This window comes from Proteus alimentorum (assembly GCF_002607735.1).
GTDB classification, from domain to species: Bacteria; Pseudomonadota; Gammaproteobacteria; order Enterobacterales; family Enterobacteriaceae; genus Proteus; species Proteus alimentorum.
This window is the reverse complement of record NZ_NBVR01000039.1, coordinates 37305-55660: the sequence shown is the minus strand read 5'-3', so window position 1 is coordinate 55660 and position 18356 is coordinate 37305. Positions and strand designations below refer to the sequence as shown.

The following is an 18356-nucleotide window of genomic DNA, read 5'->3' as shown; positions in this document are numbered from 1 at the left end:
CCTTAAGTACGGTGTCTTTCTTGATGAAAGGCACCGCTATTCAATAATAACGAATACATTCAGTACACTGTGGGCGCAGGGGACTTTCCCCTGATTTATCAGCGCTATCTTTTAGCTGATGTTTGAAAAGAGAATTAGGATATGCTGCAATTTATCCTTCAACGTTTGGGACTTGTGATCCCTACGTTTATCGGAATTACATTACTGACGTTTATTTTCGTTCATCTTATTCCCGGTGATCCGGTAATGATTATGGCGGGTGAGCGTGGACTTTCTCCAGAGCGACATGCTTATTTAATGGCAGAGTTGGGGCTGGATAAGCCTTTATGGCAACAATATATCAATTACCTAAATGGCATTTTCCATGGTGATTTGGGTATCTCATTAAAAAGCCGCATTCCTGTATGGGATGAATTTTTACCTCGCTTTAAAGCTACTTTAGAACTTGGCGTTTGCGCCATGATCTTTGCGGTTTCGGTTGGGATCCCTGTTGGTGTTTTGGCCGCGGTAAAACGTGGTTCTATCTTTGATCATACTGCGATTAGTGTGTCATTAGCTGGTTACTCCATGCCAATCTTCTGGTGGGGGATCATGTTAATCATGCTAGTGTCTGTAAAATTAGACCTAACCCCTGTCTCGGGGCGCCTCGCTGATAGCGTTTTTTTAGATGACAGTAATCCACTCACTGGATTTATGCTGATTGATACCTTTATTTGGGGTGAGGAAGGGGATTTCTTAGATGCCATTCATCACATCATTTTACCTGCCATTGTATTAGGAACCATTCCTCTCGCTGTTATCGTGCGTATGACGCGTTCTTCGATGCTTGAAGTATTAGGCGAAGATTATATTCGTACTGCTAGAGCAAAAGGGTTAAGCCGTGCTCGCGTCATTCTTATTCATGCATTACGCAATGCGATGTTGCCTGTTGTCACCGTTATTGGGTTACAAGTCGGAACAATGCTGGCTGGTGCAATCTTAACAGAAACTATTTTCTCATGGCCGGGATTAGGACGCTGGTTGATTGATGCCTTACAGCGACGTGACTACCCAGTTGTTCAAGGTGGTGTGCTTTTAATTGCAACGATGATTATCTTCGTCAATCTGTTGGTTGATGTTCTTTATGGCATTGTGAATCCTCGTATTCGCCATAAAAAATAAGGAATGCATAATGACTGAAAATAAAGTAATACCGGTCATCAGTGCACCGGTTCCTATGACGCCCTTTCAAGAATTTTGGCACTACTTTAAACAAAATAAAGGTGCCGTTGTTGGGTTAATCTATATTGTAATTATGTTGCTTATTGCATTATTGGCCGGTTTTCTTGCACCTCATGCCCCTAATGAGCAATTTCGTGATTTTCTATTAGCCCCTCCTGTTTGGCAAGACGGAGGAAGCTGGCAATTTATTCTAGGTACTGATGATGTTGGTCGCGATATTCTTTCTCGTTTAATGTTTGGTGCTCGCCTTTCATTATTAGTGGGCTGTATTGTCGTCGTGCTATCACTTATCTTAGGAATTATTCTAGGGCTGGCAGCGGGTTATTTCGGTGGCCTTGTAGATATCGGTATTATGCGTGTCGTTGATATCATGCTGGCATTACCCAGTTTATTATTGGCATTAGTCTTGGTCGCTATTTTTGGCCCCTCTATTGTTAATGCTTCTATCGCGTTAACTTTTGTTGCCTTACCGCATTATGTTCGACTGACTCGTGCCGCTGTTTTAATTGAAGTTAATCGCGATTATGTGATTGCTTCTCGTGTCGCGGGCGCGGGTTCACTGCGTCAGATGTTTATCAATATCTTACCTAACTGCCTTGCACCTTTAATTGTTCAAGCCTCTTTAGGTTTTTCCAATGCAATCTTAGATATGGCGGCATTGGGCTTTTTAGGGATGGGCGCGCAGCCACCAACACCCGAATGGGGAACCATGTTATCTGATGTGTTGCAGTTTACACAAAGTGCATGGTGGGTTGTGACGTTTCCTGGTCTGGCGATTTTGTTTACCGTATTAGCCTTTAACTTAATGGGTGATGGTTTACGAGATGCGCTTGATCCGAAATTAAAGCAGTAACGGAGTAAGAACATGGCATTACTAAATATTAATCAACTATCTGTTCACTTTGGTGATGAAGATACTCCGTTTAAAGCGGTAGACAGAATTAGCTATCAAGTTGAAGAAGGGCAAGTTGTCGGTATTGTAGGAGAATCTGGTTCAGGTAAATCAGTCAGTTCACTGGCGATTATGGGGCTTATCGATTTTCCGGGGCGTGTGAGCGCACAAGAGCTCTATTTTGATGGTAGAGATCTTATGAAAATCTCTGAATCAGAGCGACGCAATTTAGTCGGTGCCGATGTTGCGATGATTTTCCAAGATCCAATGACAAGCTTGAATCCTTGCTTTACGGTTGGCTATCAAATTATGGAAGCATTAAAAGTCCATCAGGGAGGCAGTCGTAAAACACGTAAACAACGTGCTATCGACCTCTTAACGTTGGTGGGTATTCCTGATCCAGCTTCTCGCTTAGATGTCTATCCACACCAGCTTTCAGGGGGAATGAGCCAGCGTGTTATGATCGCAATGGCGATCGCTTGTCGCCCTAAGTTATTGATTGCTGATGAACCGACCACCGCACTGGATGTGACTATTCAGGCTCAAATCATAGAGCTGTTGCTCGATTTACAAAAACAAGAAAATATGGCGCTAGTGTTGATCACTCATGATCTAGCATTAGTGGCAGAAGCCGCGGACACAATTATTGTGATGTATGCGGGGCAAGTGGTGGAATCCGGAAAAGCATCAGAAATTTTTAAATCGCCTCGCCATCCTTATACTCAAGCATTATTAAGAGCACTTCCTGAGTTTGCGAGTAATAAAGCGCGATTAGCATCGTTATCGGGCGTTGTGCCGGGACGCTATGATCGACCAACAGGTTGCTTACTCAATCCACGCTGCCCATATGCTCATGATGAATGCTATAAGATTGAGCCTGAATTAAAAGAATTAGGAACGCATCGTGTGAAATGTCATACACCGTTAGATAATGCAGGGAGACCTAACCATGGCTGAAGTTAATCCAAATGCATCAACTCCCCTATTAAAAGCGGTTAATTTAGCAAAGTATTACAGCGTAAAAGGTGGTTTTCTTTCAAAAGAGAGAACAGTTAAAGCCCTTGATGGTGTCTCTTTTGAATTAGAACGCGGTAAAACTTTGGCTGTTGTTGGTGAATCAGGGTGTGGTAAATCCACATTAGGTCGATTATTAACGATGATTGAGATCCCGACTTCAGGTGAGCTTTCTTATCGTGGACAAAATCTGTTAATTAGAGATAAATCAGCTGAGAAGCTACGTCGCCAAAAGATCCAAATTGTGTTTCAAAATCCTTATGGATCATTGAATCCGCGTAAAAAAGTGGGGCAAATATTAGAAGAGCCTTTATTGATTAATACAACACTGAATGCCTCTGAGCGTAAAGAAAAAGTATTATCAATGATGGCTAAAGTAGGATTAAAAATAGAACATTATAGCCGATATCCACATATGTTTTCTGGCGGCCAACGTCAGCGTATTGCTATTGCGCGTGGCTTGATGCTTGATCCAGACATTGTGGTAGCCGATGAACCTGTTTCTGCGCTGGATGTATCGGTTCGTGCCCAAGTACTGAATTTGATGATGGATCTGCAACAAGATATGGGACTCTCGTATGTTTTTATTTCCCATGATCTTTCGGTTGTTGAGCATATTGCAGATGAAGTTATTGTCATGTATTTAGGGCGTTGTGTAGAAAAAGGAACAAAAGCTCAAATTTTTGAAAATCCCCAACATCCTTATACGCAGGCATTATTATCAGCAACACCAAGATTGACGCCTGAACTAAGACGAGAGCGTATTAAATTAACGGGAGAATTACCAAGCCCATTAAATCCGCCAGCAGGTTGTGCTTTCGCAGCTCGTTGTCGTCGCGCATTTGGTCCATGTAGTCAATTACAGCCAACATTAAAAGAATATAATGGTCAGCTTATTGCTTGTTTTGCAGTGGAGCAAGATAACGCGATAGTTTAAATAAAATAAATTTATCTCATTAAATAAGAACAATATACTGATATATATTGTTCTTATTTTTATTAATAATATTTAATTAATCTTAACTAAATAATATAATAATGATTTCATAGATATCAAATATTATATTTATGTGAGTTTTTTAAAATATAAACTTCAATGATATTAAAGGAAAATAATGTTTTCCATTAAGAAATGTACTGCGCTTGGTATTGCATTTTAACTTGTAAGTAAGGATTTAATAGCGTTTAATTTTATATATTCTGGTGTTTTTTAGTGAATTGTATCTTTTGATTAAAGTAAAGTAGATTTGTTGTAAATAACAAAGAGAGCGTAAGATTTTATTTTTATTTTACTATTTCTATCTTATAACTATACTCAAATAACAATAATTATATATTTATCTACTTTCATTTTAATGGGTAGGCGCTTTTTATAACGTTATTTTCTTTATTGAGAGTGATACATAATCACAAAAATACAGTATAATCACTCTGTTCAGACATGTATATTGGAAATAGCAACGATGAAACCTCATCTTAAACATTCATTAACAATAAAACAGATGGCCGCTGTTGCGGGCGTTACGTTGGTGACTGTTGCTATTTTTATCAGTATTCAACTCGTTTATTTGATAGATCAACGCCGTGAAGATTATCAAAATCAGCTTTTTAATGCCGGTGTAAGTATCCAGCAACCACTTGCTGATGCATTGTTACGATCAGATTTAAACGATGCTAAACAGCAGATAGTGGCACTAAAAGCGACAGGTATTTTGGGTAAAGCGATTGTCATGCAACCCGAAAATGTGCAAGTGATGAATTTAGATTTTGCACCTAAGAAAGAAGTCTCTGAATTCTCAAGTTGGCTTTTGGGTATCCCCGTTGAAGCTGTTATTCCTTTACAGCCATTAGGCATTACTTCAACGGATGATAAGTCCTATAGTGGTTATCTCATTTTACAGGCTGACACAAACCGTTTTTATCGTTTTGCCAGTAATACAGTTGCATTGATGCTAACAACATATCTGTTGATGGGGCTTATTCTGACGGTTGCTATTAGTTGGTGTATTAATCGTATTGTTGTAAAACCTTTACGCCAAATCGCCGTCACCCTCAATAAAGATAGCCAAGTTTCAGCGTTATCTTGTCCAAAATCACATTGTGATGATGAGATTGGTTTGCTGGTTAAAGGATATAATCATCAAAAATCTGATCAAAAATTGCCGAAGGTCTGAACCTTCTTACGCCATAATGAGTCTAATCACTATAGTGATTTCATTTCATGTTTCTGTGGTGATAAAGAATGATAATACAAAAAATAGACATCCGACATCTAACATGTCTTTTGGCACTTATTGTTAAACCTCATAAGTGGTTTAATACCAAGGATTAATACAATAGAGGTTCACATGCAGGGTGTAATGACACGAATTTTATTGGGAAGCGTTATGTTCGGCGCTGTTGTTTGCCAAGTTCAAGCGGAGGCTTTACAGCCTGATCCGGCTTGGCAAGAAGGGCGACTAGCAAATGGTTTTCAGTGGCAAATTTTACAAACACCACAACGCCCAAATGATAGAATACAGATCCGTTTATTAGTTAATACAGGTTCTTTATCAGAAAAAAGCAGTGAAACGGGTTTTTCATCCTTGGTGTCCAAACTCAACGTTTTGGAAAATACAGGTTTAACGCCAGAGAAACGCGATAATCTATGGAAAAATGCGTTAGATCCTGACTATCCGTTGCCTCCAATGATCGTTTCATACGATTTTACTGTTTATAATCTAAGTTTACCGAACAATCAGCCTGAGTTGCTAAAGGATGCTTTCGCATTATTAGCAGGTATTGCTAAACCTGCACAATATACTGAAGATGCGGTTCGTAACGCAGTTCAATCACCGCTTCCGATTGCAACGTTTCCTCTTAATATCGAAGATCCTATCTGGCGTTCACGTCTTGAAGGCTCTAATTTGAAAGGTCGCAATCCGGGAAAACCTGTTAATCAATCTGTAAATACTAAAGAGCTATCAGATTACCAACAGCGTTGGTATACCCCAGATATGATGACACTTTATGTGGCAGGTAATGTTGATAATCGAGTATTGACGGAAAGCATTAATCAGGCCTTTTCACCGCTATCAGGAAAGCGTGTAACACCCGTTCCCGTCCCTATTCTTGCCGATATGAAACCTGAAACGTTATATGTGCAAGAGCCTATGCGTGCAAAAGACCAAATTGCTTTAATTTGGGATTTAGACTGGTCGCCAGTAAAAGACTCTGACACGTTAAATAAATATTGGTTAAGTGATTTAGCTCGTGAAGTGATTTTTGTACATTTAGGTCGTAGCCTTGAGCAACGGAAGGAAAACGACAGTACTCAAATTAACATTGATTGCCGGGTACAATATCAGCGTGCAAGTTGTTCTTTAAATCTTGATACTGCCACAGCGCACATTCCTGCATTAGCATCATGGGTGGGAGAAGAATTGGGTCGCTTGCGTAACCAAGGTATCAGCGATGAGTTATACAAAGAGCTGCAACAAGAGAAACAACTTCAATTAACTCAGTTATTTGCACGTTATGCAAAAACCAGCACGGCTATTTTGATTAATCAGCGTCTGTTATCACAACAAAGCAATATTATTGATATACCACCTGAACAATATCAGCGTTTACGCCAAGCATTTTTAGCGGGTTTAACAAAAGAGACATTAAATCAGGAACTTTCAAGAGTTTTATCTGAGGATATTACTTTTGTATTAACGCAAAGTGGTGAAACACCAACGGTAAATCTAGGTGAATTACGTATTCAATTTGAAAAACAAGTTCATCCAGAAACGGCAAATACACCTACGCCTGTTGTAACTGATGCTACACCAAATAACACAGTTGAAACTCCTGCTGTAATAACTCCAGCGGTAGAAACAACACCGACGAAGAAATCATAATAAAACAGAGATAGGCAGATATTGAAAATATATCAGCCATAAAATAAAAAAAGCCAAAAGTGTTATCAATACATTTTTGGCTTTTTATTTTTTTGATTTTAAAGGCGTTTAAATGCTTCTTTAATAATGGCGATTAAATTTTCACGGTTATTTTTTTGAGTTGTAAAACCTGCAATAGCAATTTGTTTTTCAGGTAAGTAATAAGCTACTGAGCCCCAATAACCAAGGTGATAGTAAAGTGTGCCTATGCCAGTTTCTTCGGCCATTAAACCTAAACGATAATTTGCCGCACCTGTATGCGAGCCTTGCCATTTCATCTCTTTTAAGGTTGATGGGTGCAAGTAAACTCTATCTTCGAAGAGGTCAGCTGTAAATTTAGCTAACTCAAGGGTTGTCATCACAAGCCCACCACCACCAAAAGCATCCATTGAAGCATCAATATGAGTACCTTCATGCTCACCTGTAAATTGTCTAGCACGCACTTTAGGACGATTAGGTTGTCGTTCTAAACCTTCCCACCACGTTTGTGGTAAATCTAAGTCTTGAAAATGCAATAATTCACGAACGGCGGTGGCCATGTCTTTTCTCATAAATTGAGAAAGGATATCACCTAATAAAATGTATCCTGTATCTGAATAAATGAAGCGTTTTCCAGCAGGAATAATGGGGAAGCCTTGTTGAGCATAGCGTGCTATTTGCTCTTCTCGTGTCCATTTATGTGAGGGATCTTTCATTACATCTTCAAGGTAAGCTTCATTTGCATGATCAAATAAGCCACTGCTATGGCTTAATAAATGGCGTAATGTAATAGTGTTAAGATCATACCCTAACTCTAATAATGTCTGTTGATAATTAGCACTTAAATATTGAGTTATATCATCATCAAGGGATAGGGCATCTTGTTCCCATAAACGTAAAAAAGCGGCGGCGAGAAAGGTTTTTGTATTACTAGCGATTCGAAAAGGTGTATCTACAGTTAATTTTTTCTGGGTACTTTCGTCGGCAAATCCGTGCGCCATACCAAAAGGGTATTGAATGCCTGCACCTGTAATATAGATAGCACTTGCTGAAGGTAAGGCATGAAAAGCATCAGTCATTGATTGAACCATAGTTACTTCCTTATCTGTCAGGAAAATAAATCAGCAAAAAGGGTGTACTTAGCACCCTTTATCTATACTGCAGAAATTTTTTATTTACTTTTTGTTGCTGCTCGTAATTCTGTTACTGTTTTACCGCCTATTCCCCAGTTATCTGTTTCAACTTCATCAATGACTACAACAGTAGTTGCTGGATTTTTGCCTAATACATCAACCAAAAGTTGTGTCGCTCCTGCAATGAGTTGTTCTTTTTGTTCTGCGGTTGCACCTTCACGTGTAATTTTAATATTAACGTATGGCATTGTTTTTCCTTATTACGTTATTTATAGGCGGTTAGTGCAGGGAATTAACCATGTCGGTTTATCATAAATTTAAGATGTTGATTGCGTTTCAGCCAACTGTTCTTTGCGCATATTTGGGCCATCAGTGGCGATCCACGCGGCACAAAAGAGCGTTAATCGGGCAAAAAAGTAGAAGAAAGCCATTAAACCTATCACTGAACCAAATGCAGCACCTGAAGGTGAGCTTGCGATTCTGGGTAGCATCCATGTCATGACAGATTTCAATATTTCAAAACCAATAGCGGCGATAAGTGTGCCTTTCATCAGCGAAATTCGTTTTGGTTGATGGCGAGGTAGGATCCACAATATCCATAAAAAAAGTAAATAGTTTGCAGTAATGGAGATAGTTAAGCCGATTGTTGTCCATACTGGTGTTAACCACTCAATACCATCTAATCCCAATGTGTGAACAATCATTCTTTGGGCTGAACCTGCCACAGACGTTAGTGTAATAGTGACAATTAACGCAAAAAGTAAGCCAATTAGCGCTAAAAAGTCACGAAAGTAGCGGAAATAGATTTTCTCTTGCTCTTCTTTATTTCTTTCCCAAACGGGGCGTGATTGCGCCAAAATGGCTTGGCGTAAATTACCTACCCAATTAACACCAGAATAAAGAGCGATCGCTAAACCGGTTAAACCCACGGTTGTACGCTGGCGAACGGCGGTATCAATACTTTGTTGAACCGTAGATGCAAGCGTTGGATCGTCAATGCTATTTGCAACACCTGTAATTAATTTAGCGAGTAAATCTGGATTTGAGGCTAAAATGAAACCCGCACAAGCAAAGGAAAGCATTAATACAGGGATTAATGATAAAAATGAAAAATAGGTAATAGCGGCACCAAACTGATTTCCCATTCTGTCAGTAAAACGTTCGGCGGTACGAATAAGATGTGCAATAAAAGGAATGTTAGTAATAAAATTACTGATTTTTATCCCAATACCGATGGCTTTTTTTCCACCATGGATCCCTTTTTCCAGCCCTTTTTTGAGCGGCTGAGTCAGTTGAGTTTTTGCGTTCTCTGTTTTGGGTTGCTGCTCTTCTGACATATATCCTCTTTGATTAGATCTGTCCATTTTTAATAATTGAGTGTCACTACTATAGTTTTCACTCAAAAATATCATAGCTTAATTTCTGTTACACATCTTATGCTTATTGTAATTAGCCACTGATTTAGGAGATGTATTTGTTTGTTCTGGCTTAAGTGTAGATGATGCTCTATCAAAAGGCGTAGATAATCTTGTACTTAATAAAGGATAAAAAAACAATATAGCAATTCTGAAATTAAGTTTAGTTTAATAAGGGAATGGCTACTCACTTATTGTTTTATTCTGTATTGCACAGTCAAATAAGGAGTAGGCATTAATTACTGATGATAACTACTTTGTCAGTAGATTTAATTCTTCTTCAATTGCCTTTAAGTCTGCTTTTTCTTCCGCTAATTTTCTCTCTTGTTTAGCAATTTTATCTGCATCACCCTTAAGTTGTGCTTCTTTTAATTCGAGCTCGCGCTCTTTAACATCAAGTTGTTTTTCACGTAATTCAAGACGTGTGCTTTCAACCACTTTTTCAGGCGTGCAATAGCGTTCAACATTTTGTAATGCTCGCTCCAAGCCTTGGATACGATATTGATTACCCTGTGTTTTTGCATATTCCATCTGTTTTTGGATATTCTGCTTTTTTATCTCACAGCCATTGGTTGATCTATCTGCATAGGCGTTACTTGCGAGTAAGCTTAAGGTTATGGCAGCCAAAAGTAATTTTTTCATCTTTCTATCCTATTTAAACTTAAGTGAAATATGGACTTATCATAACGGCTGAGTACTAAGACACAACGTTTCTTTCGCTTTCAATGAAGAAGTTCGGCTTTTTCTGATACACTGAGTTTAATCGCTATTTCAGAGTAAATTAATTACTAAGCTATACTTATTTCTAACGGAAGATAAAGAATGCTGAGCTATCGCCATAGTTTCCATGCTGGCAACCACGCCGATGTTTTAAAACATATTGTTCAAACACTCATCATTGAGTCTTTAAAAGAGAAAGAGAAACCTTTTCTTTATCTTGATACTCATGCTGGCGCTGGACGTTATCAATTAACCAATGCTCATGCGACTCGCACTGGCGAATATTTAGAAGGGATCGCTCGCTTATGGCAGCAAGAAGAAGTGCCTGAGCTTATTTTGCCTTACCTCGAAGCGGTGGGGGAATTAAATGCAAGTGGAGAACTGCGTTATTATCCTGGATCACCTCTATTAGCGGGCAAATTACTAAGAGAACAAGATTCTTTAGTGCTAACAGAATTACATCCAACGGATTTTCCTTTATTACGTACCGAATTCTCTCGTGATGAGCGAGTTAGAGTTTCTCGTGAAGATGGCTTTGGCCAATTAAAATCTAAGTTACCTCCGCCAAGTCGTCGTGGATTCGCATTAATTGATCCACCTTATGAACTTAAACAAGACTATTCTGCGGTTGTTAAAGGTGTTGTTGAAGGCCATAAGCGCTTTGCGACAGGAACTTACGCGATTTGGTATCCAGTTGTTCACCGCCAGCAAATCAAACGCATGTTAAAAGAGCTTGAAGCAACAGGGATCCGTAGGATTTTACAAATTGAATTAGCCGTAAAACCCGATAGTGATCAACTGGGGATGACGGCATCAGGCATGATTGTGATTAACCCACCTTGGAAATTAGAATCACAAATGAAATCAATACTCCCTTGGTTACATAAAACCTTAGTTCCTGAGGGTATTGGACATACATTAGTTGAGTGGGTTGTACCAGAATAAGCATCTTTATTATTGTTTTTGCCTATTACTGTAAAAGCTAAAATCTGACGTGCTATGTTTTAAATTTTGTCATAATAGACATCATGATATGAAAGACTTAGCCTGTGAGTTACCTATTTTTCTACAGATAAATGGATCAGAGAAATGACGAGCAAACATTACGATTATATCGCCATCGGTGGCGGTAGTGGTGGTATCGCATCAATTAATAGAGCGGCAATGTATGGCCAAAAATGTGCATTAATTGAAGCGAAAGCATTAGGTGGCACTTGTGTTAACGTGGGTTGTGTACCTAAAAAAGTGATGTGGCATGCAGCACAAATTGCTGAAGCTATTCATCAATACGGCCCTGATTATGGTTTTGACACCACAGTGAACCGTTTTGATTGGGATACGCTAATTAGTAGCCGTTCTGCTTATATTGACCGTATTCATCAATCTTATGACCGTGTATTAGGTAATAACAAAGTTGATGTTATCCAAGGTTTTGCTCGTTTCGTTGATGCTAATACTATTGAAGTTAATGGTGAAAAGATCACCGCCGATAATATTTTGATTGCAACCGGTGGTCGTCCTGTTCAACCTAATATTCCAGGTGCTGAGTATGGTATTAATTCTGATGGTTTCTTTGAATTAAAAGCCTTACCAAAACGTGTTGCTGTTGTTGGTGCAGGTTATATCGCTGTTGAACTTGCTGGTGTGTTAAATGCTTTAGGTAGTGAGACACATTTATTTGTACGTAAACATGCGCCATTGCGTAATTTCGACCCATTAATCGTTGAAACACTGTTAGAAGTGATGGAAACCGAAGGGCCTAAGTTACATACACACGCTATTCCTAAAGCTGTGATTAAGAATGCAGATGGAAGTTTAACGCTACAACTGGAAAACGGCACAGAGCAAACAGTTGATACCTTAATCTGGGCGATTGGCCGTGAGCCGGCAACAGATAACCTGAATTTGGCGGTAACGGGTGTTGAGTTAAATGAAAAAGGCTATATCAAAGTCGATAAATTCCAAAATACCAATGTAAAAGGAATTTATGCTGTTGGCGATAATACAGGGGCGGTTGAATTAACGCCGGTTGCTGTTGCCGCAGGGCGCCGTTTGTCAGAGCGTTTATTTAACAACAAACCTAACGAACACTTAGACTATTCAAATATCCCAACGGTTGTATTTAGCCATCCTGCTATTGGTACTGTTGGTTTAACAGAGCCTCAAGCGGTTGAGCAATACGGTGCGGATCAAGTCAAAGTGTATAAATCGTCTTTCACCGCGATGTATAGCGCTGTGACTCGTCATCGTCAACCGTGTCGTATGAAGTTGGTTTGTGTTGGTGCAGACGAAAAAATTGTTGGTATTCATGGTATTGGGTTTGGTATGGATGAAATGCTACAAGGTTTTGCTGTGGCCCTGAAAATGGGGGCAACGAAAAAAGACTTTGATGATACTGTGGCAATCCACCCAACGGCAGCAGAAGAATTTGTTACGATGAGATAAGCTGTTTCCATTTATATCGCTTAAGCTTATTTTTATTCTTACGTGAAAAGCTAGAGTTAACCCTCTGGCTTTTTTTATTGAAAATTTGTACTTACCCTTCGTTTTATTTCGAACTCAAACATCCTCTTTTCTACGCATTTTTCAAAAAGCATATTCGTCTACTTATTGACCAATAAACCAGTCATTAAGTGAAATAACTTATTTTGTAAAAAAAAAGTTATTACATCGCCAATATTGGTTTTTATTTTGTGTCATTGTGCGATAGGTTTTGCTTGTTTTGTAAACAAAAATTTACAGGTTTACATGTTGTTTTTTATAAAAATGTTAATTAAAGAAATCATCATGTTTTTTTATCAAAAATTCTATAATTTATAAATATATTATTATATATCAATATGTAGCGTATTTTACTTCAGAAAAATAATGTCTTTAATTGATGGTTTTTTATGAGGAAAAACGATAGAAGTAACCATGTTGTATCTGTGGATATTGTTGTTGAGTGAAATGGTTAACAAATAATTATAATTATTAACAATATAATGAACTATGATAATATCCACTTTTAAAGATACAAATTAATAACATTATAAATATAAATGGTAAATCCATTACTGAGGTAGAAGATGAAAATTTCAAGGAGAAAGCTGCTTTTAGGTGTTGGTGCTGCGGGTGTTTTAGCCGGTGGTGCTGCGTTAGTTCCAATGGTGCGCCGTGATGGCAAATTCGTTGAAGCTAAATCTAGAGCATCATTTGTCGAAGGTACAGAGGGTGCGCTGCCTAAAGAGTCTGATGCAGTGATTATTGGTGGTGGTATCCAAGGTATTATGACCGCTATCAACCTTGCAGAACGTGGTATGAGTGTCACAATTTTAGAAAAAGGCGAGATTGGCGGTGAACAATCAGGCCGTGCATACAGCCAAATTATTAGTTATCAAACATCACCAGAAATTTTCCCATTACACCATTACGGGAAAATCTTATGGCGTGGAATGAACGAGAAGATTGGTGCTGATACCAGTTATCGTACACAAGGCCGTGTAGAAGCCCTTGCTGATGAAAAAGCATTTGATAAAGCTCAAGCGTGGATCACCACAGCAAAAGAAACAGCGGGATTTGATACACCATTAAATACGCGCATTATTAAAGGTGAAGAGTTATCAAATCGTCTTGTTGGTGCTCAAACACCATGGACTGTTGCTGCTTTTGAAGAAGACTCAGGTTCTGTTGATCCCGAAACAGGAACACCAGCATTAGCACGCTACGCTAAACAAATTGGCGTAAAAATCTATACCAACTGTGCAGTAAGAGGCATCGAAACTGCGGGCGGTAAGATTTCTGATGTTGTAACAGAAAAAGGCGCAATTAGAACATCTCACGTTGTTCTTGCTGGTGGTATTTGGTCACGTTTATTTATGGGTAACATGGGCATTGATATTCCAACGCTGAATGTTTACTTATCACAGCAACGTGTATCAGGTGTTCCGGGCGCACCTCGTGGTAACGTGCATTTACCAAATGGTATTCACTTCCGTGAACAAGCCGATGGTACTTATGCTGTCGCACCACGTATTTTCACCAGTTCTATCGTGAAAGATAGCTTCTTGTTAGGGCCTAAGTTCATGCACCTATTAGGTGGTGGTGAGCTGCCATTAGAATTCTCTATCGGTGAAGACTTATTTAATTCATTCAAGATGGCAACCTCTTGGAAATTAGATGAAAAAACACCGTTTGAACAATATCGCATTGCAACAGCAACACAAAATACTGAGCACTTAGATGCTGTATTCCAAAGAATGAAAGCTGAATTCCCAGTATTTGAAAAATCACAAGTTGTTGAACGTTGGGGAGCAGTCGTTAGCCCAACATTTGATGAATTACCTATTATTTCTGAAGTCAAAGAATACCCTGGTCTGGTTATCAATACAGCAACAGTATGGGGTATGACAGAAGGCCCAGCAGCAGGTGAAGTTACTGCCGATATCGTAACGGGCAAAAAACCAGTTATTGATCCAACGCCATTTAGTATGGATCGTTTTAAGAAATAAGTAACCCCTTGTTTTACTGTAAATTAAACATATTAAGGAGTTTTCATGCGCTATAAAAGTTTACTTGTTGCCCTGCCTTTTATTTTTGGTGTAGCAAGCGCAAATGCAACGGAGAATGTTGTGCATCATAAATTAAACGGTATGCCTATTTCAGAAGCAGTTGAAATTAATGCAGGCAACAATCTGGTTTTCTTAAGTGGTAAAGTCCCTACTAAGAAATCAGCAAATGCACCAGACGGTGAATTAGCTTCTTATGGTAATACAGAAGAACAAACCATTAATGTTTTAGAGCAAATCAAAACTAACTTGAATAGTCTTGGTCTTGATATGAAAGACGTTGTTAAGATGCAAGTATTCTTAGTTGGTGGTGAAGAAAATAATGGCACTATGGACTTTAAAGGTTTTATGAACGGTTACTCTAAGTTCTATGATGCTTCAAAAACTGATCAACTACCAGCACGCTCAGCATTCCAAGTTTATAAACTAGCGAATCCAGCATGGCGTGTAGAAATTGAAGTTATCGCTGTTCGTCCTGCAAAATAAGGCAACAAGCTTTATTCAATTTTGAAATAAAATCTAATGTGATAAAACGTCAAAGAAGGGTAACTTTCTTTGACGTTTTTTATGGTATCAATATGTTATAGCGATATCTCAACACAAAATTGTCATAAGAATTGAATCAATAATTAACTACTTTCACCTTGAATAAACTTCACTGGAATAACAGAGACGATATCTGTTATTTCTTTATTCTCAATTAATGCACTAATCACTTCTACGCTTTTTTCAGCGAGTTTTTCAAAGGGTTGTTCAATACAGGTTAATTGACGCAGTGTTTGGTTTAACCAAGGGCTACCATCGTAAGCAACAATTTTTAATTGTTCAGGAATGGCGATATTTCGCCTTGTTGCTTCATTAAATAATGCCATGGCGGGAATATCAGCAGCAAAAATAGCATCGATATCTGAATGCAAAGAAAGTATTTTTGTTGCAAAAGCGTGAAAATAGTCTTTCTCTTCTTCTTTCCAATTTACTTTGCAAGGAATTGGTTTAATACCTGCCTGAATAAGCGTTTCTTTAAAAGCTAAACAGCTTTGATATGATGGGGTTGATGATAAATAACTTGAGTTATCTTCAATATAAAGGATTTTTTGGCAACCTTTTTGAATAAGGTGTTCTGCTGCTAATCGACCACCAGTATGATGATCGGAACAAACTAATGGAATATCACGAAGATGGCGATCTAGCGTTACCACGGGTTTTTGAATATGCTGATATTCACTATCATCCAATAACAGATATTCTGCAATAATACCGTCGATCTGGCCGCGTTTAAGCATATCAAAAAAGATACGTTCACGTACTTTGCTATTTTGTGTTGCACATAACATCATGCTATAGCCATTTTCAGCGAGCTTATTTTCAATAAAACGTGTCACTGTCGCAAAATAAGGGTATTCAAGGCTATTAATAATGACACCAACAACCGCACTTTTTTGTTGATACAAATTTCTTAGCCAAGTATCAGGAATATAATCTAATTCTTCTACCGCTTTTTTTATTTTTTCTCGTGCAGATTGAGAGACATAACCACTGTTATTTAATGCTCTGGAAACAGTACTTGCTGCGACATTTGCTTTTTTTGCGACATCACGGATCCCGGCCATTGAATATGCTGTTGCTCCTTTCAATTAGTTGATGACCTAATATATCTTAATATGATTATGACAAACCCATCTTTATTGAGGTAATTGTGTTTTTTTAGTATGAGCTATTTCACATTTTAGTATGTTAATTACCTTCCCCTCTCGTTTAGTGCTTATAGTATCTTATATTAATTATGGAACAGTTCCATATGTACTCATTACCTTGGTGAGGTGAATATGTCTAATACTTGGTGGAAAGAAGCTGTGGTTTATCAAATTTATCCCAAGAGTTATTATGATAGTAACGAGGATGGTATTGGGGATTTAGCTGGGATCACAGAAAAATTAGATTATATTCAGTCTCTTGGTACAAACGTTATTTGGTTATGCCCCATTTTTAAATCGCCAATGAAAGACAATGGTTATGATATTGCTGATTATTCTGCTGTCGATCCTATCTTTGGTGATAATAACGCGTTAGATAAACTCATTAGCGAAGCGAAAAAACGTGATATTAAAATTCTATTAGATTTAGTATTAAATCACTCTTCTGATGAGCATCCATGGTTTAAATCGGCAATTGAAGATCCTAATAGCCCATATGCTGATTATTATATTTTTAAACAATGGGATAAGCCGACACCTCCTAATAATTTACGCACTTATTTTGATTGCTCTGTTTGGAGTCGTGTTGGTAAAACTAATCGTTGGTATTTCAATTCATTTGGTCCTGAACAGCCGGATTTAAATTGGGAAAACCCACAATTACGTAAAGATATTATCGACATGATAAATGTCTGGATCAAAAAAGGGGTTGCAGGATTTCGCATTGATGCGATTGGTAATTTAAAAAAATCCCCTGAAGCCTTATCTGAATATCAATTTGAACCTGATAAAGATGATGGTTCTGCATCTTTAGTGCCTTGGGTTTTAAATCAACCGGGTATTGATAAGTTTTTAACTGAATTAGCTGAGAATACTTTTAAGCCTGCAAATAGTATGACGGTTGCAGAAATTGATGTACCTGAAAAAGATTTACGTGCTTATGTGGGTGAGAATGGTTATTTCTCCATGGTATTTGATTTTAGTATCGCTGACTTAGATATTCGCAATGAAAAGCCCTTCACCATTAATCCAATCACAGGTGAAAGGTTAAAACCTGTCTTTATTAAAAGCCAATTAGATACCCAACGGGTTGGTTGGGGAGCGCCTTATTTAGAAAATCACGATCAACCTCGTTCGCTAAATAAATTTTTACCTCAAGGCGCAATTAGCCCTATTAGTGCCAAAATGTTAGCCACCTTTTTATTAACCCAACGAGGTACACCTTTTATTTATCAAGGGCAAGAAATAGGAATGTCTAACTGCCCAATGACATTAGAAGAACACGATGATTTACATGTATTTAAATTATACGAATGGGGTAAAAAACTAGGTTATAGCGATGAAAAAATGATTGAATATTTTAATCAACGTAGTCGTGATAATTCAAGAACGCCTTTTCAATGGAATAATAAAGCATATAGTGGATTTACAACAGGAAAGTCGTGGTTAAAAGTAAACCCTAATTATAATCAAATTAATGCAGAACAAGAGATTGCAGATAAGCACTCGCTTTTTTCTTATTATCAGCAGTTAATCACATTAAGACGACATTCAGAAATCAGTGATATTTTGATTTATGGTGAGTTCTTGTCATTAGATTCACCAGAAAATGTGATTGCTTTTAAGCGTACGTATGAAGGCCAAGCAGTCAATATTTACTGTAATTTTAGTGGTGAAGAAAAAGCACTAACCATTAAAGCTAAAGATATTTATTTGCATAACAGCCCAATAGTGGAAGACGCACAAGGCAACCTTATTCTTCAGCCTTATCAAGCAATTATTTTTGCTTAATTCTCTCTATTTAATTGAAACTAAAGC

16 protein-coding genes are annotated in these 18356 nt (G+C 38.1%); 11 read left to right on the top strand and 5 right to left on the bottom strand.

What is annotated here, in order from left to right; genetic code table 11:
• Positions 1-141 precede the first annotated feature (141 nt).
• The 6 genes from dppB to B6258_RS15325 all read left to right on the top strand — a co-directional run bounded on the left by dppB (position 142) and on the right by B6258_RS15325 (position 7011).
• Positions 142-1161: a dipeptide ABC transporter permease DppB gene (gene dppB / locus B6258_RS15350; protein WP_099075978.1), complete on the top strand. Its 1020-nt coding sequence runs from the start codon at positions 142-144 to the stop codon at positions 1159-1161.
• A gap of 10 nt (positions 1162-1171) precedes the next feature.
• Complete coding sequence (gene dppC, locus B6258_RS15345) at positions 1172-2074, top strand: dipeptide ABC transporter permease DppC (RefSeq protein WP_099075977.1); 903 nt, start codon at positions 1172-1174, stop codon at positions 2072-2074.
• A 12-nt stretch (positions 2075-2086) separates the two neighbouring features.
• Positions 2087-3070, top strand: coding sequence for a dipeptide ABC transporter ATP-binding protein (dppD, locus tag B6258_RS15340; RefSeq protein WP_099075976.1), 984 nt, complete (start codon positions 2087-2089; stop codon positions 3068-3070).
• Positions 3063-4064 carry a dipeptide ABC transporter ATP-binding subunit DppF gene (gene dppF, locus B6258_RS15335; RefSeq protein WP_099075975.1) on the top strand — a complete coding sequence of 334 codons (1002 nt, stop codon included), beginning with the start codon at positions 3063-3065 and terminating at the stop codon, positions 4062-4064. Before dppD ends, dppF begins: the two co-directional genes overlap by 8 nt.
• A 526-nt stretch (positions 4065-4590) precedes the next feature.
• Positions 4591-5301: a HAMP domain-containing protein gene (locus B6258_RS15330; RefSeq protein ID WP_099075974.1), complete on the top strand. Its 711-nt coding sequence runs from the start codon at positions 4591-4593 to the stop codon at positions 5299-5301.
• A 174-nt stretch (positions 5302-5475) separates the two neighbouring features.
• Entirely contained in the window at positions 5476-7011 is a 1536-nt protein-coding gene (locus B6258_RS15325; protein ID WP_240531605.1) for an insulinase family protein, read from the top strand.
• 98 nt (positions 7012-7109) lie between these two features.
• Here B6258_RS15325 and B6258_RS15320 read toward each other — a convergent pair whose 3' ends face one another.
• From B6258_RS15320 to B6258_RS15305, 4 genes are all read right to left on the bottom strand, one after another.
• A complete protein-coding gene (locus tag B6258_RS15320) occupies positions 7110-8120 on the bottom strand; it encodes a serine hydrolase domain-containing protein (RefSeq protein ID WP_099075973.1) in 1011 nt (336 codons plus the stop codon).
• An 80-nt stretch (positions 8121-8200) separates the two neighbouring features.
• Entirely contained in the window at positions 8201-8410 is a 210-nt protein-coding gene (locus tag B6258_RS15315; RefSeq protein ID WP_006534633.1) for a 2-hydroxymuconate tautomerase family protein, read from the bottom strand.
• 69 nt (positions 8411-8479) lie between these two features.
• Positions 8480-9499: an inner membrane protein YhjD gene (yhjD, locus tag B6258_RS15310; protein WP_099075972.1), complete on the bottom strand. Its 1020-nt coding sequence runs from the start codon at positions 9497-9499 to the stop codon at positions 8480-8482.
• 330 nt (positions 9500-9829) lie between these two features.
• Complete coding sequence (locus tag B6258_RS15305) at positions 9830-10219, bottom strand: DUF1090 domain-containing protein (RefSeq protein ID WP_099075971.1); 390 nt, start codon at positions 10217-10219, stop codon at positions 9830-9832.
• 180 nt (positions 10220-10399) lie between these two features.
• On the opposite strand from B6258_RS15305, the gene B6258_RS15300 reads away from it, so the two are divergent.
• The 4 genes from B6258_RS15300 (at position 10400) to B6258_RS15285 (ending at position 15330) form a co-directional block, all read left to right on the top strand.
• Positions 10400-11242 carry a 23S rRNA (adenine(2030)-N(6))-methyltransferase RlmJ gene (locus B6258_RS15300; RefSeq protein WP_099075970.1) on the top strand — a complete coding sequence of 281 codons (843 nt, stop codon included), beginning with the start codon at positions 10400-10402 and terminating at the stop codon, positions 11240-11242.
• A gap of 144 nt (positions 11243-11386) precedes the next feature.
• Positions 11387-12742, top strand: a complete 1356-nt coding sequence (gorA, locus tag B6258_RS15295; RefSeq protein WP_099075969.1) for a glutathione-disulfide reductase — start codon at positions 11387-11389, stop codon at positions 12740-12742.
• Positions 12743-13365: 623 nt separating this feature from the next.
• Positions 13366-14787, top strand: a complete 1422-nt coding sequence (locus B6258_RS15290; protein ID WP_099075968.1) for an NAD(P)/FAD-dependent oxidoreductase — start codon at positions 13366-13368, stop codon at positions 14785-14787.
• Between the two features lie 45 nt (positions 14788-14832).
• A complete protein-coding gene (locus B6258_RS15285) occupies positions 14833-15330 on the top strand; it encodes a RidA family protein (protein WP_099075967.1) in 498 nt (165 codons plus the stop codon).
• 143 nt (positions 15331-15473) lie between these two features.
• Here B6258_RS15285 and B6258_RS15280 read toward each other — a convergent pair whose 3' ends face one another.
• Positions 15474-16454: a LacI family DNA-binding transcriptional regulator gene (locus tag B6258_RS15280; RefSeq protein WP_099075966.1), complete on the bottom strand. Its 981-nt coding sequence runs from the start codon at positions 16452-16454 to the stop codon at positions 15474-15476.
• 216 nt (positions 16455-16670) lie between these two features.
• Here B6258_RS15280 and B6258_RS15275 point away from each other — a divergent pair, with 216 nt between their 5' ends.
• A complete protein-coding gene (locus B6258_RS15275; protein ID WP_099075965.1) occupies positions 16671-18329 on the top strand; it encodes an alpha-glucosidase in 1659 nt (552 codons plus the stop codon).
• Positions 18330-18356 lie beyond the last annotated feature (27 nt).